Origin of the sequence: Campylobacter concisus, assembly GCF_002165785.1 — a bacterium.
Classification (GTDB): Bacteria; Campylobacterota; Campylobacteria; order Campylobacterales; family Campylobacteraceae; genus Campylobacter_A; species Campylobacter_A concisus_W.
Genome location: NZ_NDYO01000005.1, coordinates 48532 through 72339, shown reverse-complemented (window position 1 = coordinate 72339; position 23808 = coordinate 48532). Strand labels below are relative to the sequence as shown.

General features: G+C 39.8%; 21 protein-coding genes. 20 read left to right on the top strand and 1 reads right to left on the bottom strand.

Features of this window, described 5'->3' with window-relative positions; translation table 11 throughout:
* Positions 1-261 precede the first annotated feature (261 nt).
* The 7 genes from B9N62_RS04330 to hypA all read left to right on the top strand — a co-directional run bounded on the left by B9N62_RS04330 (position 262) and on the right by hypA (position 5775).
* Positions 262-1521, top strand: coding sequence for a DUF2157 domain-containing protein (locus tag B9N62_RS04330; RefSeq protein ID WP_087584537.1), 1260 nt, complete (start codon positions 262-264; stop codon positions 1519-1521).
* Positions 1518-2123 (top strand): GDYXXLXY domain-containing protein, encoded by a 606-nt coding sequence (locus B9N62_RS04325; protein ID WP_087584536.1) that lies wholly within the window; start codon positions 1518-1520, stop codon positions 2121-2123. Before B9N62_RS04330 ends, B9N62_RS04325 begins: the two co-directional genes overlap by 4 nt.
* Before the next feature lie 170 nt (positions 2124-2293).
* Complete coding sequence (gene hypB, locus B9N62_RS04320) at positions 2294-3106, top strand: hydrogenase nickel incorporation protein HypB (RefSeq protein ID WP_087584535.1); 813 nt, start codon at positions 2294-2296, stop codon at positions 3104-3106.
* Positions 3106-3345 (top strand): HypC/HybG/HupF family hydrogenase formation chaperone, encoded by a 240-nt coding sequence (locus B9N62_RS04315; RefSeq protein ID WP_054196671.1) that lies wholly within the window; start codon positions 3106-3108, stop codon positions 3343-3345. Before hypB ends, B9N62_RS04315 begins: the two co-directional genes overlap by 1 nt.
* The gene (gene hypD / locus B9N62_RS04310) at positions 3345-4433 is read left to right on the top strand and encodes a hydrogenase formation protein HypD (protein ID WP_087584534.1); all 1089 of its coding nucleotides are present in this window, start codon (positions 3345-3347) and stop codon (positions 4431-4433) included. The genes B9N62_RS04315 and hypD overlap by 1 nt, the downstream gene beginning before the upstream one ends.
* Before the next feature lie 8 nt (positions 4434-4441).
* On the top strand, positions 4442-5434 hold the full coding sequence (hypE, locus tag B9N62_RS04305) for a hydrogenase expression/formation protein HypE (protein ID WP_087584533.1): 993 nt from the start codon (positions 4442-4444) through the stop codon (positions 5432-5434).
* A complete protein-coding gene (gene hypA / locus B9N62_RS04300) occupies positions 5434-5775 on the top strand; it encodes a hydrogenase maturation nickel metallochaperone HypA (protein WP_021085088.1) in 342 nt (113 codons plus the stop codon). The genes hypE and hypA overlap by 1 nt, the downstream gene beginning before the upstream one ends.
* A gap of 242 nt (positions 5776-6017) precedes the next feature.
* Here the strand turns inward: hypA and B9N62_RS04295 are convergent, their stop codons facing one another.
* Positions 6018-8483: a YhdP family protein gene (locus tag B9N62_RS04295; protein WP_087584606.1), complete on the bottom strand. Its 2466-nt coding sequence runs from the start codon at positions 8481-8483 to the stop codon at positions 6018-6020.
* 73 nt (positions 8484-8556) lie between these two features.
* On the opposite strand from B9N62_RS04295, the gene mltG reads away from it, so the two are divergent.
* From mltG to sdhA, 13 genes are all read left to right on the top strand, one after another.
* Positions 8557-9501 (top strand): endolytic transglycosylase MltG, encoded by a 945-nt coding sequence (mltG, locus tag B9N62_RS04290; protein WP_087584532.1) that lies wholly within the window; start codon positions 8557-8559, stop codon positions 9499-9501.
* Positions 9502-9584: 83 nt separating this feature from the next.
* Positions 9585-11759: an NADP-dependent isocitrate dehydrogenase gene (locus B9N62_RS04285; protein ID WP_087584531.1), complete on the top strand. Its 2175-nt coding sequence runs from the start codon at positions 9585-9587 to the stop codon at positions 11757-11759.
* A 4-nt stretch (positions 11760-11763) separates the two neighbouring features.
* Positions 11764-12657, top strand: coding sequence for a lactate/malate family dehydrogenase (locus B9N62_RS04280; protein WP_087584530.1), 894 nt, complete (start codon positions 11764-11766; stop codon positions 12655-12657).
* Between the two features lie 8 nt (positions 12658-12665).
* The gene (locus B9N62_RS04275) at positions 12666-12977 is read left to right on the top strand and encodes a 4Fe-4S dicluster domain-containing protein (RefSeq protein WP_087584529.1); all 312 of its coding nucleotides are present in this window, start codon (positions 12666-12668) and stop codon (positions 12975-12977) included.
* Entirely contained in the window at positions 12974-14104 is a 1131-nt protein-coding gene (locus B9N62_RS04270; protein ID WP_087584528.1) for a 2-oxoglutarate synthase subunit alpha, read from the top strand. The genes B9N62_RS04275 and B9N62_RS04270 overlap by 4 nt, the downstream gene beginning before the upstream one ends.
* Positions 14094-14939 (top strand): 2-oxoglutarate ferredoxin oxidoreductase subunit beta, encoded by an 846-nt coding sequence (locus B9N62_RS04265; protein WP_087584527.1) that lies wholly within the window; start codon positions 14094-14096, stop codon positions 14937-14939. Before B9N62_RS04270 ends, B9N62_RS04265 begins: the two co-directional genes overlap by 11 nt.
* A complete protein-coding gene (locus B9N62_RS04260) occupies positions 14936-15487 on the top strand; it encodes a 2-oxoacid:acceptor oxidoreductase family protein (protein ID WP_087584526.1) in 552 nt (183 codons plus the stop codon). The genes B9N62_RS04265 and B9N62_RS04260 overlap by 4 nt, the downstream gene beginning before the upstream one ends.
* A gap of 302 nt (positions 15488-15789) precedes the next feature.
* The gene (locus B9N62_RS04255; RefSeq protein WP_087584525.1) at positions 15790-17820 is read left to right on the top strand and encodes a TonB-dependent receptor; all 2031 of its coding nucleotides are present in this window, start codon (positions 15790-15792) and stop codon (positions 17818-17820) included.
* 85 nt (positions 17821-17905) lie between these two features.
* On the top strand, positions 17906-18745 hold the full coding sequence (locus B9N62_RS04250) for a class I SAM-dependent methyltransferase (protein WP_087584524.1): 840 nt from the start codon (positions 17906-17908) through the stop codon (positions 18743-18745).
* Positions 18738-19748: a FecCD family ABC transporter permease gene (locus B9N62_RS04245; protein ID WP_087584523.1), complete on the top strand. Its 1011-nt coding sequence runs from the start codon at positions 18738-18740 to the stop codon at positions 19746-19748. The genes B9N62_RS04250 and B9N62_RS04245 overlap by 8 nt, the downstream gene beginning before the upstream one ends.
* The gene (locus B9N62_RS04240) at positions 19745-20521 is read left to right on the top strand and encodes an ABC transporter ATP-binding protein (RefSeq protein WP_087584522.1); all 777 of its coding nucleotides are present in this window, start codon (positions 19745-19747) and stop codon (positions 20519-20521) included. Before B9N62_RS04245 ends, B9N62_RS04240 begins: the two co-directional genes overlap by 4 nt.
* 11 nt (positions 20522-20532) lie before the next feature.
* On the top strand, positions 20533-21546 hold the full coding sequence (locus tag B9N62_RS04235) for an ABC transporter substrate-binding protein (RefSeq protein ID WP_087584521.1): 1014 nt from the start codon (positions 20533-20535) through the stop codon (positions 21544-21546).
* 395 nt (positions 21547-21941) lie between these two features.
* The gene (gene sdhA / locus B9N62_RS04230; protein ID WP_087584520.1) at positions 21942-23804 is read left to right on the top strand and encodes an 8-methylmenaquinol:fumarate reductase flavoprotein subunit; all 1863 of its coding nucleotides are present in this window, start codon (positions 21942-21944) and stop codon (positions 23802-23804) included.
* The last annotated feature ends 4 nt before the right edge of the window (positions 23805-23808 follow it).

Here is a 23808-nt window from a genome sequence, read left to right as displayed (position 1 = left end):
ATAGATATGGAGTTTTTGCCGATTTGCTCGTGCAAACTCCATATCATTTGAATAAATGATAATTTGATGCTCATTTACTCTTTTTATTGAGCTTTGACTAAAATTCAAATTTCTAAAAATTTTTAAACTCGTCCAAATATCTCTTCTTAGCATTTACACTATATTTTTATATAATAACAACAAAAATTTGATCCTTATTACTACATTTTACGCTGGCTAATAGGCTTCTTATGTTTTAATGAGCTCGCAAAGGAGTTGTTGTTGAACTTTTTAAATAGAATTTTTCTAGCAAAAGAGCTGGATCGGTGGCAAAGTGATGGAATAGTTGATAAAGAGACCGCTATAAAAATAGCAAATTTATACGACATCGACCCTGACGCTCATAGTGACAAGATAAGTTTTGTCCTAAAACTCGTAGCATATCTCTTTTTTGCACTAGCCTTTTTTACTCTCGTTGGTGCAAATTGGGAAGAGATACCAAGGCTGGGACGTTTAGCACTTGTGTTGTTTGTGCTTGGGCTTGTAAATTTTGGTGGAATTTACTATCTCGCAAAGGGAAAGGAAAATCTATCAACGGCGATGTTTTTTCTGGGAAATTTCTGCTTTGGTGCAGCGATTGCGCTTATTGCTCAAATTTATAACATTAGTGATGAGCCAAGCGGTGGTATTTTACTTTGGAGTATCGGGGCGTTTGCGGTTTCTTTTGCTAGTAAGAAAGGTGTATTGGTAGCCCAAAGTCTTATCTTTGCGACAGTTTGGTTTTTTATGATAGCTTATCAGGGCGACTTTGGCTTTGGCTTTATCATTTTTATAGTGCTTGGCGCATATACGCTTTACAAAGACGACTCAAAATGGCTTGCTTTTGTGCTTTTTATAGATATTTTTATATACATCATTTCATTTTGCGGCTACATTAGTGGTTTTAGAGCGATATTTGATTATGGATTTTTGTTTGGACTTCCGATGGTTGCGATCGTATCGCTATCTTATGCGCTTTTACTTATTAGCATTTCGCCGCTACTAGATAAATTTAGAGTAGGGCTTGGCGCATTTACAAAAGAATTTGGTAAAAATTTTGGCGTTTTTGTGTTGTTATTTTGTCTATTTTTATTTGAAGAAAGAAATTTATTTGAGGTTGGAGATGAAGAGCTTTGGTTTGTGAAGTCGTTTTTTAAAAGCAATTTTGGCTTTGTCTTTATTTTATTTAGCGTTGCTTATTTTGCACTATTTTTTAAAGAAAAAAACAAGAGCGGTTTGCTGCTTGGGGCACTGCTCGTGTCGTTGCCATTTGTCTTTAGCTACGGTCCTGGCTACGCAAATATATTTTTTTCGCTCGCAAATATCATAACAGCTGCGGTTCTTATCAAAAAGGGTGAGTTAAAACTTGGTCTTTGTATGATATTTTTGGTCGCAGCCGTGAGGTATTTCCAACTCATAGGCGATTATATCGGTGCTACGGCACTGTTTATGGTGTTTGCTTTCATTGTGCTAGTTGTCGCTAGAAAAGGACGTAAAAAATGAAGATAAAAGTATTAATAGTAGCTGTGGTTTTTCAAATTTCGCTTATTGGCGTTATGCTTGGCTACGCACTTATGCCACTTTATTTTGGGCAAGAGGTAAAAGTAAGGGTTAATCTTTATGATCCAAGAGATCTTTTTCGCGGAAATTATGTTGATTTAAACTATGAATTTTCAAATTTTCACTCAAGAAATTTTGACGAAAATGATAAAGATGACCGCTATACCTACCAATACGATGAGAGAGTAAGAGATGGGGCTAGAGTTTATGCTGTTTTAAAGCCAGATGTTAATGGCACTTACAGCTTTGAAAAATTTAGTATAAGCAAGCCAGAGAATGGAGTGTTTTTAGCTGGTAGATATGATGGCTACTCGCTCGTAAAATACGGCATAGAGCACTTTTATATGTCGCCTGATAGTGCAGCTAATACTGAAGATGAAATGAGAGAAGAAGACGTTGATGCGTATGCGGTTTTGATGGTAATGGATAATGGCAAGGCTAGACTAAAGGATCTAATAATCCAAAAGAATGCCCAAAAAAATAGTAAAAAACTACTTGGTGATGAAAATTTTGATAAGTTGGATGAGATTAGGCAAAAAGAGTAAAGTAAATTTAGTCAAAATTCTTGTGCAAATTTCATTTATATTTTTAAATTTAAATAAAAATTTAAATAAATTAATTAATTTTGATCTATTTGCAAAAACTCCTAAATTTTAATTTTATTTTTAAATTTAAGAGTTAAAATCTCCATAAATTAATAAAAAAGGATGAAAAAATGTGTAAAGATTGCGGTTGTTCAATGGGTAATCACGCCCACACTCACACTCACGCTGATGGCACCACTCACTCGCACCCACACACTCATGATGGGCATACAGATCACGCTCATGACGCACACGAGCATAGCCACGAGGCTCACGCACACCCTGTGCTAAACGAGAGCAAAACCATAGACGTGATAGAGAAAATTCTCTCTGAAAATGACAAAGAGGCCGCTCACAACAGAGCCCATCTTGATGAGAAAAAGATACTTTGCGTAAATTTAATGAGTAGCCCAGGTGCTGGTAAGACGACGCTTTTAGAGGCTACGATAAATGCTGGTAAATTTAAAATAGGCGTTGTAGAGGGCGATTTGGAGACAAATCAAGATGCTGATCGCATAGTAAAAGCTGGTGCAAAGGCTCATCAGATAAGCACAGGTCAGACCTGTCACTTGGATGCATTTATGGTGCATGAAGGGCTTCATCATCTGCCACTAAACGAGCTTGATCTAGTCTTTATAGAAAATGTTGGAAATTTAGTCTGCCCTGCAAGCTACGACGTTGGCTCACACTTTAACGCTGTGCTTCTTTCAGTGCCAGAGGGTGATGATAAGGTGAGCAAATATCCAGTGATGTTTAGGGCTGCTAACGTGCTTCTTATCACAAAAGCTTCGCTTGCGCCGCACTTTGACTTTGATATCGAGCGAGTGAAAAACGATGCTAGAAAGCTAAATCCAAAGGTTGATATCTTTGTGATAGATAGCAAAACAGGTGAGGGCATCGATAAATGGATAAGCTATTTGGAATTTAAAAAAGAGCTAAGATAATGTGCCTCTCAATCCCTTCAAAAGTAATAGAAATAGATGAAAATAACGTTGCCACCGTTGAGACCTTGGGTGTTACTAGAAAGGTGAGCCTTGATCTCATCTCTGAAGAGGTAAAAGTTGGCGAATATGTGCTAATCCACGTTGGTTACGCTATGCAAAAGATCGATACGCAGTTTGCGCTTGAGAGCTTAGAGGTCTATCAAAAGATCGCTGATGATATGAACGCGGGGAAAATTTGATGGATCTTATCAATGACTTTCGCGATAAAAATTTAATCCTAGCCCTTTCAAAACTCATAAAAAAAGAGAGCACAAAGCCCCTAAATATCATGGAAATTTGCGGCGGCCATACGCATAGCATTATGAAATTTGCACTGCCAAGCTTAGTTGGAGAGCATATAAATTTCATCCATGGCCCAGGCTGTCCGGTATGTGTGATGCCAAAGAGCCGCATAGATGAGGCCTGTAAGCTAGCTAGCATGGATAATGTGATCTTTTGCACGCTGGCTGACATGCTAAGAGTGCCTGGTTCAAAGACAAGCTTGCAAAAGCTTCGCGGAGAAGGGCACGACATAAGAGCACTTTACACGCCACTTGATGCGCTAAATATCGCTAAGCAAAATCCAGAAAAAAATGTCATATTTTTTGCCATAGGCTTTGAGACTACTACTCCGATGAGTGCAAATTTAGTTGAAAAAGTGGTGCAAGAGGGCATTAAAAATTTATACTTTCACATAAATCACGTGACCGTCCCAGCTCCAGTTAGAGCTATAATGAGTGATGAAAATGTAAGGATAGACGCATTTTTAGGACCAAGCCACGTAAGCGTCATCACGGGTAGCAAAATTTACAAAGAGCTAGCTAGCGAATTTAAAAGGCCCATCGCCATTAGCGGTTTTGAGCCGCTTGACATCATGGCAAGTGTGTTAAATTTAGTCCGTCAGCAAAACGCAGGCACATATGAAGTCTATAACGAGTACGCAAGGGCGGTTAAAGAAGAGGGCAACGTCAAGGCAAAAGAGCTCATAGCTAAGTACTTTGAGCCGTGCGACTTTGTCTGGAGGGGGCTTGGCGAGATAGCGCAAAGCGGCATGAAGCTAAAAGACGAGTTTGCCTACCTTGACGCTAGAGTGCAGTTTGACTGCAACGTAGAGAGCGCTGGCGAGAGTAAGGCATGTATTTGTGGGCAAATTTTAAGAGGGCTAGCAAAGCCAACAGAGTGTAAAGTCTTTGGTAAAGTTTGCAATCCGCAAAATCCGATAGGATCGTGCATGGTATCAAGTGAGGGCGCTTGTGCGGCATATTTTAAATACGCAAGAGTTGGTTAAGGAATTTAATGAAAAAGATAATGCTAAGCCACGGCGGCGGCGGCGAGGAGATGAACTCGCTTATAAATGAGACGATATTCAAAATTTTTGATAATGAAATTTTAAGGCAGAGCAACGACTCGGCGATACTAAATTTAAACGGCAAGATCGCATTTAGCTCAGATAGCTTTGTGGTAACTCCCATTTTTTTTAACGGCGGAGATATCGGCAAAATCGCAGCTTGCGGCACGATAAACGACCTTGCGATGGTTGGTGCAAGCGCAAAATACCTAAGCTGTTCGCTCATAATCGAAGAGGGGCTTAGTATAGAAGAGCTTGAGCGTGTGCTTGGCTCGCTTGCAAAAACTTGTAAAGAAAGTGGCGTAAGCGTAGTTTGTGGTGATACGAAGGTCGTGCCAAAGGGCAAATGCGATAAAATTTTCATAAATACAGCAGGCATCGGCGAGATAGTTTGCGAAGGCGTGGAGCTTAAAAATTTAAAAGTAGGGGCTAAAATTTTAATCTCTGGAGATGTTGGCAGACACGGCGGTGTGGTGCTTGCAGCAAGAGAAGAATTTGAGCTCGGACTAGATCTAAAAAGTGACTGCAAGAGCTTAAAAGAGGTTACTTTAAAGCTCTTTAGCGCTGGCATAAAGCCGCAGTGCATGCGTGATGCGACAAGGGGTGGACTAAGTGCGGTGCTAAATGAATGGGCTAAATTTAGTAAATTCGACATCTTGGTTTTTGAAGAAAATATCAAAGTGGCAAACGAAGTGATGGGTGTTTGTGAGCTATTTGGATTTGAGCCTTATGAGCTTGCAAATGAGGGCACTTTTGTGATGGCTGTTGATGAGAACGAGGCCGAGGCTACGCTTAAAATTTTAAGAGAATTTGATAAAAACTCGATGATAATAGGCGAGGTAATGGATGTTAAAAACGAGCGTGTCATCATCGAAAATGCCTATAAATCAAGAAGATTTCTTGAGCCGCCAAAGGGCGAGCTACTGCCAAGGATATGCTAATGCACGAGCTTAGTATCGTCCAAAATTTAGTTAGTCTTTGTGAAAAAAACGCAGCTAAAGAAAACGCCAAAGAGATAAGCAAGATCGAGATAAAGGTTGGTCGTTTAAGCGGTGTTGAACCACACTATCTAGAGAGTGCCTTTGATGTTTATAAGGCTGGCACGATCTGCGAAAACGCCGAGCTTGTGATAAATTTACAAGGCATTGTTGTAGAGTGTTTGGATTGTGGATTTGGCGGAGAGCTTAGCGAAAATGACTTTACTTGCCCAAAGTGCAAGAGCCAAAATTTAAAGGTGACTGACGGCGAGGATATGTATCTTATGCGTCTTGAGATGAAGTAAATTTTACATATTTTTATATGTAAAATTTTATGTTTTTTATCAAAATATTTTAATAGTTGTAGTATCAAAAAATAGCTACCAAAGCCTTGATCTTTAGCTTTTGATGTCTTTTGACTAGTAAAATTTAAGCATTACGCGCTTTACGAACCGAGGTTAGTATAGTTAATCAAAAATGAGCGCCACTCTTGGCTTTAGAAGCAGCCAATAATTTTTCTATAATTTTCGTGCGTTGTAGATTTAAACTACTCAAATATCAAAAACGGAGCCTGAATCACGTTTCTTATTATCTTTAGTGGCGAGAGCAGGGCGTCTTGCAAGATCTGTGTCGAGTACTCAGGCTTATCGGTAGTGCCTCGTATGGCGATGACGGTTGAGAGCGAGCGGTCCTTGCCAAGGATTATTTGATTTACCAGTGGAATTTTATCAATGATACTGCTAGCGTCTTTTAGTAGCTTTAGCTCAAGGTCGATGTTTATCTTTTTACTCTTTAGATCGATCGTGCCACGTCCACCGATATCAGCACTTGTGCCTATCATTTCAATCGCCAAAAATTCGATCATATCGCCATTTCTAGTGAGTAAAATTTTACCATTTTTAACAGTAAAGCCTTTGTCGTTAAAGTCAGGTGTTTTAAAGCTAAGAAGCGATGGAACCGAGTTTAAAAAGCTAAGTAGCCTTTGATAAAAGATATAATCCTTTAAAAAAGTATCAAAAAATCTCACCTCTGCCTTGAAATTCTTAGAGTTTTCTCCAAGCAGTTTCAGGCGAAATTTACCGCCCTCAAAGCTCTTGATGCCAAAAAGGTCGTTGATAAATTCTCCGCTTATGTCGGTTGCGTCTAAATTTATACTCTTTTCATCATTAAAATAGCCAACTCTTCCTTGCTGCGCCAGCCCATTTAGCGAGGTACTTTTGCCCTTTTTCTCGGCGCTAAAGCTAGTAAATGGCAAGGTCTTGTTTAGATCCCTTAAAATGATATCGCCATTTTTTGCTAAAAGCTCAAGCGGCGTACTTTGCTTGCTGGTTTTGTTATCGTCAAGCACTAGCAAATTTAGATCTTTGGTTTTTACGTTTATGGCTTTTTCTTTTATGTCTAGGCTTAGCTTTTTACTTGCGCTATCTACCTTCACACCAGCTTTTGAGACTAAAATTTTAAGATCATCGTTTTCATATTTTGAGCCATTTTTATCTAAAAACGGCAAATCAAAGTTTGCCTCTTTGGCAAAAATTTCAAGATCAGTAAAATCCTTACTTTTTATACTAAGCTCATCAAAACCATGCACGCCGTTTTGCTTTAAAACAGGCGAGCTCTCTATGAAAAATTTACTATTTTTTGTTGCTATTTTACTTTCACTGCCAAAGCTCATATCAAGCCCAAATGGCTCTATCTTAAGTAAAGTTTCATCAGCCTTGCTAAAGTCCAAAAATGCGCTAAATGGCTCATTTTTAAATGCTAAAATTTCATCATTTTTCTCTTTTAGATCAAAGCTTTCTATCACACCTTTTATCTCGCCAGTACTTTTTTGTAAATTTATATCAGCCTTGGCATTTGCCTTAAAAAACTCAAGCCCAAAGCCAATAGCATCGATGCTTAAATTTGTCGTATTTATGAGCTTTACGTGAGCACTTTTAGCGTTAAATTTACTTCCAGCAATCTCTAAAACCGCATCACTTAGCTTAAATTCTCCATTTGCAATGACGCTTTTTTCATCAAAATTTTCTAAGCTTTTCTCATCTAGTTTTATCAAAATTTTTAAGCTAGCATCCATTTTTCCGCTAAGCTGCCTTACTGGCACGATGATTTTATAAGCTTTTAATATCTCATTTATAGCTTCATCATAGATCGATTTTGTCTTTATAAGTAGCTCTAAATTTGCGCTTTTTTCATCAAAGATATTATTTATCGCAACGCTTGAGCCATCAAGCTTTTTGCCCTTGTAAATAGGCGAAATAAGATCAAATTTAAGCTTTGAGTTTTTAAGCGTGATATTTGCCTCGCCTACATTTATGGCTGGCAAGCCTTTTTCAAATTTAACAAGCAAATTTTTAGTATTTGCGGTGGCATTTAGATCATTTAGATAAAAGTTATTTTTGGCTAGATCAGCCTTGCCATTTATCTCTTTAAGCTCGTAATCATCAGCAACGATGTATCCATATATCCAGTTTTTAACTTCACTATTTAGCTCTATGCGTCTGTCAAGCTCATCAATAAAGTTTTTAATGCTTCCAGCCTCGACATCGTAAGCTTTGTAGGTTAAAAATGTATCTTTTAGGGCAAAATTTAGCTTACCACGTAGCTCATGAGAGGTGAAATTTCCTTCAAATTTATAGTCATTTTTATCAAAATCTGCACTTCCTTCGCCGCTAATGCTGACGTTAAAATCCTTAAAGCTTAAATTTCTAACGCTAAAAAGATCTATTCCGTCTTGCTGTTCGTTTTGGAATTTAATGTCTACATTTAAATAAGGGCTATCAACAAAAAATATATCATCTAAAAATAGAATTTTTAGTTTAAAATCATCTCCTATTTGCACATTTTCAAATGAAATTTCTTGAAAAATCGTATCTATAAAATCTACGCTTTTACTAAGATTTAAAAGGCGCTCATCGCTGCTTTTTTGCTTGCTCTCTTTCTTAAAATTTGGGAGCTTTATCTGCTTTGCTCTTGCAATTATTTTTTTATCTAATTTTATATATAATTGCTCCAATTTTACGCCGTAAAACTCGAAATCGTTAATTTTTATGCCGTATTTTAAAAGCAAGATAAATGAAAGAATCAAGATGATAAAAAATTTTATGAAAAAGCCATATTTAGACATTTTTTTTGATATCGTAGCCATCATTTTCCTAAGTATTTTTGTCTATTTGGCACGCCCTATAAATACAAGCAAGGTCGTTTTTATACCAAAGGGAAGTGTGGGCGAGATTATATCTTATTTAGCTAATCGCAACTTTAACTTAAGCGTGATAGACAAATACGCCATACTTTTTATCGGCTCTCCACAATCTGGCTGGATAGAGATCGGCCAAGACAAAATTTCAAGGGTTGATTTTTTAAAAAAACTTGCAAAATCAAAAGCGGCTTTAACCGAGATAACGCTAATACCAGGCGAAACGACTATCGTTTTTTTAAACCAGATCGCTGCTCAGCTAGGACTTGATCCAGTTAAGCTAAATAGCGAATATAACGCCCTTGCTCCGGTGAGCGATGGCTTTTTGATACCAAATACATACAAAATTCCAATAGGCATTAGTGAAAGGCACCTTGCTTTTTATCTTGTTAATTCATCAAAAAAGGCTCAAAATGAGATAAGTAGAAAAATTTTTGGTGAATACAACGAGAAAAAATGGTTCAAAATTTTAACGATTGCATCGATTATCCAAAAAGAAGCGGCAAATGACGCTGAGATGCCACTTGTCGCCTCAGTCATTTATAACCGCCTAAATAAGGGCATGAGGCTGCAGATGGACGGCACGCTAAACTATGGAATTTATTCGCACGATGTGATCACGGCTGAGCGCATAAGAAGCGATATGAGCGAGTTTAATACCTATCTAAATGACGGCATTCCGCCAAGTCCAGTCTGCTGCGTCTCGATAAGTGCGATAAAAGCGGCGATAAACCCTGCAAAGAGTGATTATTTATACTTTGTGCTTGATAAAAAGGCGAAAAAACACATTTTTTCAAAAACCTTAAGCGAGCACAACCAAAATATAGGAAAATAGAGCTAGAATTTGCGGCAAATGCCTAAAATACAACGAGATTTAATAAAGAAAGTGATAAATTTTAAAAAACTAAAAGGGCTAAAATGAGTGACATTATCTGGACAAAAACTGACGAAGCACCGCTTTTTGCAAGCTACTCTCTCTTTCCTATCGTAAAGAGCTTTTTATCACGTGCTGACATTAGCATAACTAGGGCCGATATTAGCCTGGCTGGGAGAATTTTATCTCTTTTCAGCAAAGAGCTTGGACTAAATAAGGCCGATGAGCTAGAGCTTTTGGGCGAGCTGACCAGTCACAAAGAGGCAAATATCATAAAACTGCCAAACATTTCAGCCACGCTCGTTCAGCTAAAAGCAGCGATAGAGGAGCTTAGAAGCAAAGGCACAAACGTGCCTTTTTATCCAGATGAGATCATCACAGACTACGATGAAGAGGTTGCTAAAAAATACCAAAAAGTGCTTGGCAGCGCAGTTAATCCAGTGCTAAGACAAGGAAACTCAGATAGAAGAGTCTTACCACCGGTTAAAGAATTTGCCAAAAAGCATCCACACAGCAACGGCGACTGGGACAAGGCAAATAAAACTAAAATTTGCTACATGCAAAAGGGCGATTTTTATGAGAATGAGCGCTCAATTATCGCTAGTAAAGATGAGAAATTTTATGTAAATTTCATAAGTTTGGATGGCAAAAAAGAGCTTTTAAAAGAGTTTGCCATCCAAAGCGGCGAGATCGTAGATGCAACATGTTTAAGCGTAGATGAGCTAGATAAATTTTATGAAAGCTGTTTTGAAGAGGCAAAAAAAGAGAATTTGACCTTGAGCTTGCACCTAAAATGCACGATGATGAAAGTTAGCGATCCAGTCATCTTTGCTCACGCGATAAAAAGCTATTTTAAAGAGGTTTTTGAGCTATTTGGCGAAGAGTTTAAAGCTCACGGTGTGGAGGCTAAAAATGGCTTAAAAGATATGTTTTCTAAAATTTCACAGCTTAAAAACAAAGATACAATTTTGGCTAAATTTGATGAAAATTTAAGCAAAAAGGTAAAAATTTGGGCATTGAATGAAAATGCCAGCAACTTTGATGTGCCCAATGACGTCATCATCGATGCCTCCGTGCCTGCGCTCATTAGAAACTCTGGCAAGGTAAAAGATAGAAGCGGCGAGCTAAATTTCTCACTTTGCATGATCCCAGATAGAACATACGCTAGGGTTTATGAGGCCTGCGTAGCGGACTTTAAGGAGCATGGCGCGCTTGACGTGAGCAAGATCGGCAGCGTAGCAAACGTGGGGCTCATGGCTAAAAAGGCCGAGGAGTACGGCAGCCACGATAAGACTTTCATCGCAAAAGAAGACGGAGAATTTGTAGTTTTTGATGAGGTTGGTGAGAGTATCTTTAAATTTAGCGTCAAAAAAGGCGATATTTTTAGGATGACGCAGGCAAAGGATGATGCGATAAATGCGTGGTTTGAGCTTGCTTTAAAAAGAGGTGAGATATCAAAAGATGAGCTTATATTTTGGCTAGATAGTAGCCGTGCTCACGATAGAAATTTGATAGCTAAATTTGAAAAATTTAGAGAGAGATTTGCTAGCGCTGGTGTAAAATTTGAAATTTTAAGCTACGAGCAAGCGACTACAAAAACGCTTAGCTTGATAAGAGCTGGCAAAAACGTTATAAGCGTAACTGGTAACGTTTTAAGAGACTATCTAACCGATCTTTTCCCGATCTTTGAGCTAGGTGGCAGCTCAAAAATGCTCTCAGTTGTGCCACTGCTTGCTGGTGGAGCGATGTTTGAGACGGGCGCTGGTGGAACAGCTCCAACACTTGTAAAAGAGCTAAAAGAGAAAAACCATCTGCTTTGGGATAGCTTAGGTGAGTTTTTAGCGCTTAGTGCTTCGCTTGAACATCTAGCATTTGCTAAGCAAAAAAAAGAGGCAAAAGAGCTAAGTGATGCGCTAAATAGAGCGGTTGCTAGCTATTTGGACGAAAATAAAACTCCAAATGCCACTCTTGATACTAGGGAGTCACACTTCTATCTAGCGCTATTTTGGGCAAGAGAGATGGCAAAAAGTGGCGGAATTTTAAGCAAAATTTTTAAAAATTTAGCAGACGAGCTAGAGAAAAATGAGAATGAGATTCTAAAAGAGTTAAGACAAAATGATGGTGCAAGCGTGGAATTTGGCGGATATTATTTGCCAGATGAAGTGAGGGCAAATGAGGTCATGAGACCAAGTAAAATTTTAAATCAAATAATAGGATGAGAAAATGAAAATAAGTATAGTTGGAGCAGGAAACGTCGGTGCGAGCATAGCTTATGCGCTTTGCATGAGAGAAGTTTGCGATGAGATCGCGCTTGTGGATATATTTGGTGATGTGGCACGTGCAAAAGCGATCGATCTAGCGCAGTCAAGTTGCGTTTTTAATGCTAAAACTATCGTTTGTGGTGGCGATGATTTTATGCTAATAGAGGGCAGTGATATCGTAGTGGTAACTGCTGGAAGCCCAAGAAAAGAGGGTCAAACAAGAGAGGACTTGCTTCTTAAAAATGCCGTCGTTGTAAAACAAACAGCTCAAAATATCGCAAAATTTGCACCAAATGCGGTGATAATCGTCGTGACAAATCCGCTTGATGTGATGGTCTGGACGGCTCATAAATTTAGTGGTTTTAGTAAAAATAAAGTGATCGGCATGGCTGGTGAGCTTGATGGTGCAAGATGTAGATATGAGCTAGCGCTTCTAAAAGACAAGGACGCAAAAGGGCTAAAGACAAAGATAATTGGCGCTCACAACGACGAGATGATCGTATCTGCTAGTAATATCAGCGAAAATTTAAACGAAAATGAGCTTGCAACTCTTAAAAAAGAGACAAGCACAGGTGGTGCAAAGATCGTTAAGCTTCTTGGCACTTCAGCTTACTATGCACCAGCAGCTGCAGCTGTGAAGATGTGCGAGGCGATCAAGGGCAAGAGTGATGAAATTTTAAGTGCTAGCGTGCTTCTTGATGATGAACTAAGTTGCGGCAGGCTAGTAAGGCTTGGACGCGAGGGCTTAAAAGAAATTTTAGAGCTAAATATAAATGAAAGTGAGCGAGAGCAGCTAAGTAAAAGCGAAGCTGATATTAGAAAAAACATTAAATTTTTAAAAGAAAATTTGGATTAGGAATATAGATGATAGTAAAAGAAAATGTACCTGTTTGGGTCGATGAGAGCAGGTGTAAAGCCTGTGATGTCTGTGTGAGCTACTGCCCAGCAGGCGTGCTAGCGATGAGACTTGAGCCAAAGGCGGTGCTTGGCAAGATGATAGAGGTCGTCTATGCTGACTCCTGTATAGGCTGTCGTGACTGTGAACTTCATTGTCCTGATTTTGCTATTTATGTGGCAGAAAAAGGCTTCAAATTTGCAAAGCTAACGCCAGAAAGTAAAGAGCGGGCTGCTGCCGTAAAGGCAAATAAATTTGCAAAGCTTGGAGAGAGCGCATGAGAGAGCTAGTATCAACTGGAAATGCCCTAGTAGCAAGGGCTGCTGTTGAGTGCGGCTGTAACTTCTTTGGAGGATATCCGATCACTCCAAGTAGCGAGATCGCCCACGAGCTAAGCGTGCTTTTGCCAAAACATGGCGGCACATTTATACAAATGGAAGATGAGATAGCTGGCATTTCAGTTTCTCTTGGCGCAAGTGCGAGTGGTGCAAAGGCCATGACAGCAAGCTCAGGTCCAGGAATTTCACTAAAGGCTGAGCAAATTGGCCTTGGCTTTATCGCTGAGATACCGCTTGTCATCGTAAATGTCATGCGTGGTGGCCCTTCAACTGGCTTGCCAACCCGCGTCGCACAAGGCGATATCTTGCAGGCCAAAAACCCAACTCACGGCGATGTAAATATGATAGTGCTAGCACCTAGCAGCCTAGAGGAGTGCTATACGCAAACGGTTCGAGCGTTTAATCTTGCAGCTAGATTTATGACGCCAGTTATGCTGCTACTTGATGAGACGATAGGACATATGCAAGCAAAGGTGCGTTTGCCAGAGATTAGCGAGCTAGAAATTTATAAAAGAAAAGAATTTAGTGGCGAGCCAAAAGAGTATAAACCTTACGAGGCCGCACCAGATGAGCCAGCCACGCTAAATCCTTTCTTTAAAGGCTATCACTACCATATAACTGGGCTTCATCATGGTGCTACTGGCTTTCCAACAGAAGATGGAAAAATCGTTGAATACTCGATGAATAGGCTGTTTAACAAGATAAATTTACACACTGATGAGTGTGAGAGTTATGAAGAATTTATGCTTGATGACGCTGAAATTTGCATCATCGCCTTTGGTAGTGTGGCTCTCTCAGCCAAGCAAGCGATCTTAAATTTACGCGAAAAAGGGCTAAAAGTAGGGTTATTTAAGCCATTCACACTTTTTCCAGCTCCAACTAAAAAGCTAAAAGAGATATCAGATAATTTTAAGAAAATTTTAGTCTGCGAGCTAAATTTAGGCCAGTATAGTGGCGAAATTTCAAAGATCGTCTTAAGAGATGACTTTGCAAAACTGCTAAAAGCAAACGGCAGACCGATAAGCCCAAGCGAGATCGAGGCGAAGATAGGAGAAATTTATGGCTTTTAATTACGATAAATATTTACGAACAGATAAAATGCCTACTCTTTGGTGCTGGGGCTGCGGCGACGGCGTCATACTAAAGGCGCTCATCCGCGCTATCGACACCATGGGCTGGGACATGAACGACGTTTGCGTGGTCTCAGGCATAGGCTGCTCTGGGCGTTTTAGCGGATATCTTGACTGCAACACCATCCATACAACTCACGGCAGAGCCGTAGCTTATGCCACTGGCGTAAAGATGGCAAATCCAGACAAGCACGTCATTGTTGTAACTGGCGATGGCGACGGACTAGCGATAGGAGGCAACCACACGATACATGGATGCCGCCGAAATATCGGGCTAAATCACATCCTTATAAACAACTTCATCTACGCGCTAACAAACTCGCAAACCAGCCCAACCACGCCAAAGGGCATGTGGACGGTCACAGCGCAGTATGGCAACATCGATCCTAGCTTTGATGCCTGTAAGCTTGCAACCGCCGCAGGTGCTAGCTTTGTCGCGCGTGGAAGTGTCATCGAGCCAGAGAAGCTTACAAAGCTCTTTGTAGAGGGCTTTAGCCACGATGGATACAGCTTTTTTGATGTATTTTCAAACTGCCATATAAATTTAGGTCGCAAGAACAAAATGGGCGAGGCTGTCAAAAATTTAGAGTGGATAAAGGGCCGCACAACGAGCAAAGTCAAATTTGACATGCTAAGCGACGAAGAAAAAAAGGGTATTTTCCCACTTGGTGTGCTGCACAAAGACGAAGAGAAAATAGAGTATACCAAGGCTTACGACAAGGTAAGAAAAGCTGCTATGAGTGGTGAAGCGATAGATTTTAAGGAGCTAGCATGAAGTCACAATTAAGATTTGTCGGCGTTGGCGGACAGGGCGTCATACTAGCAGGCGAGATTCTCTCAGCTGCCAAAATAAAGGCAGGCGGATACGGTGTTAAAGCCTCTACCTACACATCTCAGGTGCGTGGCGGTCCAACAAAGGTCGATATTATCCTTGATGAGAAAGAGATTTTATACCCTTACGCAAATGAGGGCGAGATAGACTTTATGCTAGCAACCGCACAGATAAGCTACGATGCCTTTAAAAGTGGTGTAAAAGAGGGCGGTGCGATCGTTGTTGAGCCAAATTTGGTAAAAGTAAGCGATGAAGACAAAAAGCGCTGGAAAATTTATGAAATTCCTATCATCTCTATCGCAAAAGACGAGGTTGGAAATGTCATCACTCAAAGCGTTGTGGCTCTTGGCGTGGCTGTGGCGATGAGCAAGTGCATGGATGAAAATTTAGTGCGTGAAGAGATGCTGTCAAGCGTGCCTGAAAAGGTCAAAGAGGCAAACGCAAAAGCTTACGAGCTAGGTCTAAAATACGCAAAAGAGCTTTTAAAATAAATTTTGGCTAATTTTTAGCCAAAATTTCTACTAAAAATAAAAAAATTAGCCTTCGTTATATTTTTATCAATTATTACTTTTCTTAAAATTTTAAGCATAACTTTTCGATATAAAAAATTATATTTATAGTATTTATTTATCTTGTCAAAGCTATGAAATTTTTAAAAATCGTTCTTACAATGCCTTATTTTAGCTTTCTTAAATAAAATGTATTTTTAAATATTTAATAAATTAATAAATTATATTTAAGATTTGTTTTAGTAATATTTCAGACGTAAAATTTTTATAAAAAGGAGTAAAAGTTGAGTTACAAAATCTCAGTTGCAACATGTGCTGCGCTCTTGATGTGCAGTGGTTTTTTAAGTCAAGTTTTTGCTGTGCAAACGACAAAGCTTGAGGGCGTTGAAGTAAATTCTGTCGGTGATAACATCAGCGAAAGCGGCATAGATGAGGGAATTTTAAACAAAAGAGTAGCTGCTGGTCCTTTGGCTGACAAAAAAGTTATAGATATGCCTTATCAAGTAAATACAATTTCAAAAGAGGTGCTTGATAACCAAGGCGTTCAAGCTTTTGATGAAGCTGTTAAATATTTCCCATCAGCACAACTTCAGTACCGTGGCGGTGGCGAAATGGGTCGCCCACAAACTCGTGGTTTTCAAGGCTCAGTCGTAGGTAACGTTCTTTGGGACGGCTTTTACGCAGTTTCTACGACAGCTATTCCTATGGTAATGTTTGAGAGCTTACAAATTCAAAACGGACTTGCTGGCTCACTATATGGCGGACAAGATCCAGCGGGAATTTTTAGCTACTCTCGCAAGCGCCCTGTTGCTGATTACAACGCTATTTGGACAGATTATATCTCTCGTGGAAATTTGGGTGTAGGATTTGATACATCAAATAAATTTGAAAAAATAGGCTACCGCGGAGTATTTTATTATACAGATGGAGAAAGAGAGCCAAAAGATAGCAAAACTTCACGCCGTTTAGCTTCTATAGGACTTGATTTTTATCCAACTGATGATTTAACATTTGAGACAAATTTTAGCTACTACAAACACACTATGGGTGGCTATTATGACGGTGTTAGCTTTGCAAGTAAAGATGGAGTATATCAAGGATACTCTCCTATTAGAGCAGGACGAAGAATAGTCGGTGTTAAACATACTGGTATGCCTAGCTTCTCAGATGTAACTACATCAACAGATGATGAGAGATTTATGAGAACCATAACAGCTAGTGGTAAATTTAAATATGCTCCAACTGATAGATGGTATCTTGAAGGTGGCTATCAATGGCAAAAGGCTATTAGAAGCAGAAATGGCGATAGTGTATTTACTGTACCTAGTGCATTTTTAAAAGCTCAAACAGACTTTAATACTGGAAGCATCAAACATAACTTTGCTACAGAGCTAAATGGATATAGATGGTCAAGTGGTAAAGATAAGTCTTTATTAACAGATATGAAAAACATCTCAGTAGTCGATGATATCGCTCTTAATGATAGTTTAAATGTTATACTTTCAGCTTCAAATACTTGGTTTAAAAAGACTGATTATAAAAAAGATGGTATTAGCTGGGCTGGAAGCGTAGTGTATAAAATCGTGCCTGATTTTAATGTATATTTCACCTATGCTGATAGCTTAAAGGATGGTGCATCTAAAACTTATGATAAAGTCGGACATCCGCTATATGGACAAACTATTAGCTTCAATCCTTACAGAAGCAAACAATATGAGTTAGGAGTAAAAACTAGAGTAAATGAGATCGACTTTAGTGCTGCTGTGTTCCAAATAACAAGACCAACTTATTATGAGGTAAATGGAATATTTGGCAAACAAGGTGATCAAAGAAATAGAGGAATAGAATTTACAACTGGCGGAAAGATAGTGGATAGTTTGAGTGCTTATGGTGGTATAACATTTATAGACCCAAAAATGCATAAATCAGCAAATCAAAAAGTAGTTGGAAAAACTATCGTTGGTGAGCCAAAAGTTCAAGCAAATGTGTTATTTGACTATGCAGTTCCTGGCACAAATAAACTTGCATTTACAACAAATTTCCACTACACAGGCAAACGCTATGTTGATGAGATGAATACTGCAAGCGTAAGCGGATACTTTACAACCGATCTTGGTGCTAGATATACCACAAAAGCTTGGATAGGCAAAGAGACATCTATTAGATTTAATGTAAATAACGTATTTGATAAAAAATACTGGGTCAGCATCTTCTCTGGTGATCTAGATGGGTCTGTTCCAAGCAGTTATTCTGGTGCAAGCATGTTTAGAGGTTATGGCAGAACCTTCATGCTTTCAGCTCAAGTTAAATTCTAAAAACCAAAGCCAAATTTATTTTGGCTTTAGGCTCTTTAAATTTGCCCTTTTTATAGGGCAGATTTAAACAACCAAAGGGAGAAAGATGCAAGGGCTGGTTGATTATCAAGCGATTTTGGAGCGAGTGTTTTCGCCTACTTTGCAAAAAGTAAAAGGCAAAGATGGCGGCGTAAAGTGGGATGATTTCGCAGATATGTATAACGAGATGACCGGCATGGAGACGGCCTCTACACTAAATTTGCTCTCAAATTTACCTATCACAAAAGATGATAGCGTGCTTGACGTGGGGTGTGGTCCTGCAAGGCTTAGCGTGCCACTTGCAAAGCTAGCAAAGAGCGTTAGTGCGCTAGATCCGTTTGCTAAAATGCTTGAATACGCTAAAAAAAACGCAAAAGAGGCTGGAGCGAAAAATATAAATTTCATCCAAAAAGACTGGAGCGATGAGGCGAGCATAAAGGGTTTGCCAAAGCATGACATCGTGCTAGCATCACGCTCGGTTGGGCTTTTTGATATAAAAAAGCTTTGTAAATTTGCTAAAAAATATGTCGTGATGACCTCGTTTTTGCCAGATCATCCAAGCCTTAAAGATATCTGGCAAGACTTCTTAAAAGGGATAAAAGATGAAAAAGAGACAGGTCTTAGCGACAGGAGATTTGGCTACAACTTTATCTTTAATATCGCATACGACATGGGAGCAAATCCAAATTTAAAAATAATCGACACCATTTATGAGAGGGATTTTGCTAGCCTTGAAGAGGCGTTTTCTTATTTTAGATTTGTCGGCGAGATCGCGCCTGAAAAAGAAGAAATTTACAAAGAAAATGTAAAAAGCTACCTCAAAAAGAGCAAAAGCGGCTTTAAATTTAAAAGAGAAACAAAGAGCTATCTTATCTGGTGGGACGTGCGGGAGATGAAATTTGAGTAGCAAAAAGATCATTTTCGCATTATTTGCGCTTCTTTTGCTGGTGCTCTTTTTTTCATTAGGTATCGGACGCTACGAGATAAGCTACGCTCAAATTTTTGAGTTTATAAGATCAGCCATTTTAAACGAGCAACCAAGCGACGAGCAAGGCTATACGGTCTTTACGCTCATTCGCTTGCCAAGGGTGCTTTTTGCCATCCTTGTCGGTGCAGCGCTTGCTAGCTCTGGAGCTGTCTATCAAGGTCTTTTTAAAAACCCTCTAGTCTCGCCCGACATCCTTGGTGTCTCAAGTGGCGCAGCCGTGGGGGCGAGTGTGGCTATCATTTTAAATTTTAACTACATAGGCGTGCAGCTTAGCGCCTTTGGCTGCGGTCTGTTTGCTGTTTTTGCTGTTGTTTTTATAAGTAGCGTCATCGCAAAGGGCAGACTAAATTTACTCGTGATGGTGCTAACTGGCATCGTCATCTCATCTCTTTTTGGGGCACTTAGCTCGCTTATAAAATTTTTAGCCGATAGCGAAGATAAGCTACCAGAAGTTACCTTTTGGCTGATGGGAAGCCTTGCAAGAAGCGGCGGATATAAAAATTTAGCTCTACTTTTTTGCGTAGTTATGATCTGTCTTGTGCCACTTTTCATGCTTCGCTACAAGCTAAACACGCTTAGCTTTGGCGAAGAAGAGGCTAGGGCGATGGGGCTAAATGTGAAATTTTATAACATCATAATCATCATCGCCTCGACACTTCTAACCGCTACTTGCGTCTCATTCTGCGGTATCGTGGGCTGGGTGGGGCTCGTCATCCCTCACATCATGCGCTTTGTCGTGGGAGCAAATTTCATCACGCTATTTCCAGCTTCGCTGCTTGGCGGAGGGCTATTTTTGCTTATAGTCGATACCACTTCACGCAGTCTAATGGCAAGCGAGATCCCACTTGGCGTCATCACTTCGCTAGTTGGCGCGCCTGTTTTTGTCTATCTGCTCTATAAAAGCAAAAAGGGTTTTGCGTGAAATTTGAGATAAAAAATTTAAGCTGCGGCTACGATAAAAAGGTCGTTATAGAAAATTTCAATGCAAATTTACAAGATGGCGACATTTTTTGCCTGCTTGGTAGCAATGGCGTTGGCAAAACGACGACGTTTAAGACGATACTTGGCTTTTTAAAGCCACTTGGGGGAGAAATTTTAATAGACGGCAAAGATGCGCTAAAGATGAGCGAGAAGGAGCGAGCAAGCTTTATAAGCTACGTCCAGCAAGCTCACACGCCGCCATTTGCTTTTAGCGTTTTTGATGTGGTGATGATGAGTGCAAATGCAAGACTTGGTATATTTGAGCGCCCTAGCAAAGAGGATGAGAAGATAGCGCTAGATGCGCTAAAGACACTAAATTTAGAGAGTTTTAAAGATAAAATTTACACCGATCTAAGTGGCGGTGAGCGGCAAATGGTGCTGATAGCTAGGGCTTTGGCGCAGCGCTCAAAGGTGATGCTACTTGACGAGCCAACGGCAAATTTAGACTTTGGCAACCAAATGCGAGTTTTAAAAGAGATAAAAAAACTCGCAAAGCAAGGATACATCATCATCCTCACCTCTCATCAACCAGAGCAGGTCTTTTATCTAAATGCAAAGGTTGCGATGCTTGGACGAGATAAAAACTACATCTACGGCGAGGCTAGTGAGGTGATGAATGGCGAAAATTTAAAGAAAATTTACGGCGTAGATATACGTGTGGTGAAAAATATCATCGATGAGCACGAGCATTACTCTTGCGTGATGGTGGATTGAAAGGAGAAGATATGTTTAAGAAAATTTTGCTTTTGGCTTTTTTGCTTGTTAGTTTGCAAGCAAGAGTGGTGCTTGATAGCGACAACAAAAAGGTAGAAGTGCCTGACGTGATCGAGCGTGCGACGCCTTTAATAGGGGCATTTGTGCAGGTCTCTGCGATGCTTGGCAACGAAGATCATATAATTAGCGGTGCGTCAAAACTGCCTGCGCTCATGTCAAAAATTTTTCCAAAGATAAAGAGCAACGACAATAAAAGCGGTATGCTAAGTAGCAGCGTCGAGACTATCATCGCGTCAAAAACGCAAGTTGTTTTTGGGCCAATTGGTATGATGTTTGATGAAAATAGCAAAGCTCAGCTAGAGAGCGCTGGTATCGCAGTTGTGAAGATAGATAAATTTCAAAGTATCAAAGAGATACAAGATAGCTTTAGCAAGATCGCTGAAATTTGGGGCAAAAAGAGTGTAAAAAGGGCGCGTGAGTTTAATGACTATTTTAACGACAACATAAAATTTGTAAGCCAAAAAACAGCAAATTTAACGCCAAAAAAGAGAGTTTTGGTGCTTAACTACAACTCAGGAAACTTTAATACCATTAGCTCAAAGGATATCGGCGCAGAGTATATTAGCGTGGCTGGTGGTATAAATTTAAGCTCAGAGCTAAGCGATGGGGATTTTAAAATTTCAAAAGCGATAAATGAAGAGCAAGTCATCATCTTTAACCCAGACATCATCATCACAAATTCACAAAAAAGTGCCGATGCTATCGCTAAAAACGCATCATTTGCTAAGCTAAAAGCTGTGCAAAATGGAGAAATTTTTGTAGTGCCAAGTGGCGTTTATCTTTGGAGCGTAAGAAGTGCTGAAGGTGCGCTTTATCCGCTTTGGCTGGCTAAGACATTTTACCCAGAGCAGTTTAGCGATCTAAATTTAGAGCAAAAAACAAGAGAGTTTTACGAGAGATTTTATAACTACAAGCTAAGTGATGGCGAGCTAAAAGAAATTTTGCACCCAAAGGGTGGATTTTGATAATAGGACAAAAATAATGTTATTTATTATATTTAATATATTTATTTAAGTATAAAAGTAAATTTATCTTCCTAATATCCTAAAAAAGAGCTTCTAAAGCTTAAAAAATCAAAAATAAAAACAAACTTCAAATTGGTAGAAATTTTTATACATCTTATAAAATTTCTACCGCTAGATTTATATAAACCGTCTTAAAAGCCCATTTCATCCTTTTTGATTTTAATACCAGCTCTCATTTCTTAATCTAAAATAAATCTTTATGTTTCTTTTAAGTAAATTTAATGTAATCTTTCATTATTAATTATTTAATTAATATAGTTGTTTTAAAAAATATTAAGAAATGAACTAGCGGTGCGTTTTAAACGCTAAAAATTTACTAAGATAGGAAGTTATCAATGAGTGAAAAATTTACCAGAAGAGAATTTCTACAAAGTGCCTGTATCAGCGTAGGTGCGCTAGCTACAACGGCTGGTGCGACCAATGTTTTTGCTGGTGAGTTGCCAAAAGGCAATGAAAGTGGCTTACCATCTGTTGATGTGTTAATAATCGGCTCTGGTGGTGCCGGACTTCGTGCAGCAACAGCCGTTCGCAAGCAATATCCAAACTCAACCGTCGTTGTTGCTACAAAGATGATGCCATCTCGCAATGCGACCTGTATGGCGGAGGGCGGAATAAACGGCGTTACTGACTTTAGTAATGGCGATAGCTTCAAGCTTCACGCTTATGACACAGTTAAAGGTGCGGCTTATCTTGCTGATCAAGATGCAGTTGTGAAATTTTGCGAGGCAGCAGGCGCAGTCATCCACGAGCTAGACCACAATGGCATGCTCTTTTCTCGTATAGATAATGGTGACGTGTCCCGTAAAGATAATGGTGATGTTGCGTTTCGCTTCATGGGTGGCGCTAGTAAAAAGCGCTGTAACTACGCGGCTGATAAAACTGGCCACGTTTTAATGCACGCCTGTCTTGACGATGCTATCACAGCTGGCGTTAAATTTCTAATGGATCATGAGCTACTTGAGATCGGTCTTGAGGACGGTAAAGTAGAGGGTGTCGTTCTCCGCAACATCCAAGATGGTCAAATTTACCCAGTTCTTTGCAAATCTCTAGTCATTGCAACTGGCGGATACACTAGAATTTTCTATAACCGCACATCAGTTCCATTTATAGCAACAGGCGATGGCATAGCTGCTGCGCTTAAAGTAGGTCTTGGTTTTGAAGACCCTGAGATGCTTCAGTTTCACCCAACTGGCGTTCAAAATGGCGGCACGCTTATCACAGAAGCTGCTCGTGGTGAGGGTGGTTACTTGCTAAACAACAAGGGCGAGCGCTTTATGAAAAACTATCACGAAAAGATGGAGCTAGCTCCTCGTGACGTCGTCGCTCGTGCTATCGAGACAGAAATTCGCGAGGGTAGAGGCTTTGGCGAGGGTATGAGCGCTTATGTGCTTTGCGATGTTCGTCACCTTGGCAAAGATACTATCATGAAAAAGCTTCCAAAAATTCGCCACACTGCTATGCTTTTCCAAGACATCGACCTTATCGAGCAACCAGTGCCTATCCGCCCAACAGCTCACTACTCAATGGGTGGCATAGAGGTAGCTAAATTTGATGATATGAGCACAAAAATCCCTGGAATTTATGTAGGTGGTGAGGCCTCATGCGTATCTATCCACGGCGCAAACCGCCTTGGTGGAAACAGCCTAACTGACGCAGTTGTAACTGGCGATCTAGCTGGCAAAGGTGCTGGTGCTTACGCTCAAAATGCAAAATTTGCAAGCGGTAAGAAAACTTCTGAGCTAGCAAAAATGTGGCAAGATAAATTTAAAGCCATAGCAACAGGTGAGGGCGGTATAAATGATATGTACGCACTTCGTGAAGAGCTTGGTAAAAACAACTGGGATCTAATGGGTATCTTTAGAACTGGCGCAAAATTAGATCAGCTTTCTAAAAACCTAGAAGCCATCCAAGCAAAATATGACACCATCAAAGTGCCAAATCAAAACCCAGTCATGAACACAGCATTTACCGACTATGTCGAGCTTGGCAACCTTATACTTCTTTCTCGTGCAGCATGCCTTGCAGCGCAAAATCGTCTTGAGAGTCGTGGTGCTCACACAAGAGAGGACTATCCCAAAAGAGATGATGTAAATTTCTTAAAACACAGCATAGTCACACTAAATGACGGCAAGTTGGAGCTTAGCTACAAAGACGTTGTGACAGGCATATTTTCACTTGACGGCAAGAAGCCAGAGTAAGGAG

Excerpts from the sequence above, each read along its gene's own strand:
- B9N62_RS04265 (WP_087584527.1), top strand. The coding sequence starts at position 14,094 with ATGGCTTTTAATTACGATAAATATTTACGAACAGATAAAATGCCTACT.
- B9N62_RS04285 (WP_087584531.1), top strand. The coding sequence starts at position 9,585 with ATGAGTGACATTATCTGGACAAAAACTGACGAAGCACCGCTTTTTGCA.
- hypD (WP_087584534.1), top strand. The coding sequence starts at position 3,345 with ATGGATCTTATCAATGACTTTCGCGATAAAAATTTAATCCTAGCCCTT.
- hypB (WP_087584535.1), top strand. The coding sequence starts at position 2,294 with ATGTGTAAAGATTGCGGTTGTTCAATGGGTAATCACGCCCACACTCAC.
- hypE (WP_087584533.1), top strand. The coding sequence starts at position 4,442 with ATGAAAAAGATAATGCTAAGCCACGGCGGCGGCGGCGAGGAGATGAAC.
- hypA (WP_021085088.1), top strand. The coding sequence starts at position 5,434 with ATGCACGAGCTTAGTATCGTCCAAAATTTAGTTAGTCTTTGTGAAAAA.
- B9N62_RS04260 (WP_087584526.1), top strand. The coding sequence starts at position 14,936 with ATGAAGTCACAATTAAGATTTGTCGGCGTTGGCGGACAGGGCGTCATA.
- mltG (WP_087584532.1), top strand. The coding sequence starts at position 8,557 with ATGATAAAAAATTTTATGAAAAAGCCATATTTAGACATTTTTTTTGAT.
- B9N62_RS04325 (WP_087584536.1), top strand. The coding sequence starts at position 1,518 with ATGAAGATAAAAGTATTAATAGTAGCTGTGGTTTTTCAAATTTCGCTT.
- sdhA (WP_087584520.1), top strand. The coding sequence starts at position 21,942 with ATGAGTGAAAAATTTACCAGAAGAGAATTTCTACAAAGTGCCTGTATC.
- B9N62_RS04275 (WP_087584529.1), top strand. The coding sequence starts at position 12,666 with ATGATAGTAAAAGAAAATGTACCTGTTTGGGTCGATGAGAGCAGGTGT.
- B9N62_RS04250 (WP_087584524.1), top strand. The coding sequence starts at position 17,906 with ATGCAAGGGCTGGTTGATTATCAAGCGATTTTGGAGCGAGTGTTTTCG.
- B9N62_RS04280 (WP_087584530.1), top strand. The coding sequence starts at position 11,764 with ATGAAAATAAGTATAGTTGGAGCAGGAAACGTCGGTGCGAGCATAGCT.
- B9N62_RS04235 (WP_087584521.1), top strand. The coding sequence starts at position 20,533 with ATGTTTAAGAAAATTTTGCTTTTGGCTTTTTTGCTTGTTAGTTTGCAA.
- B9N62_RS04315 (WP_054196671.1), top strand. The coding sequence starts at position 3,106 with ATGTGCCTCTCAATCCCTTCAAAAGTAATAGAAATAGATGAAAATAAC.
- B9N62_RS04270 (WP_087584528.1), top strand. The coding sequence starts at position 12,974 with ATGAGAGAGCTAGTATCAACTGGAAATGCCCTAGTAGCAAGGGCTGCT.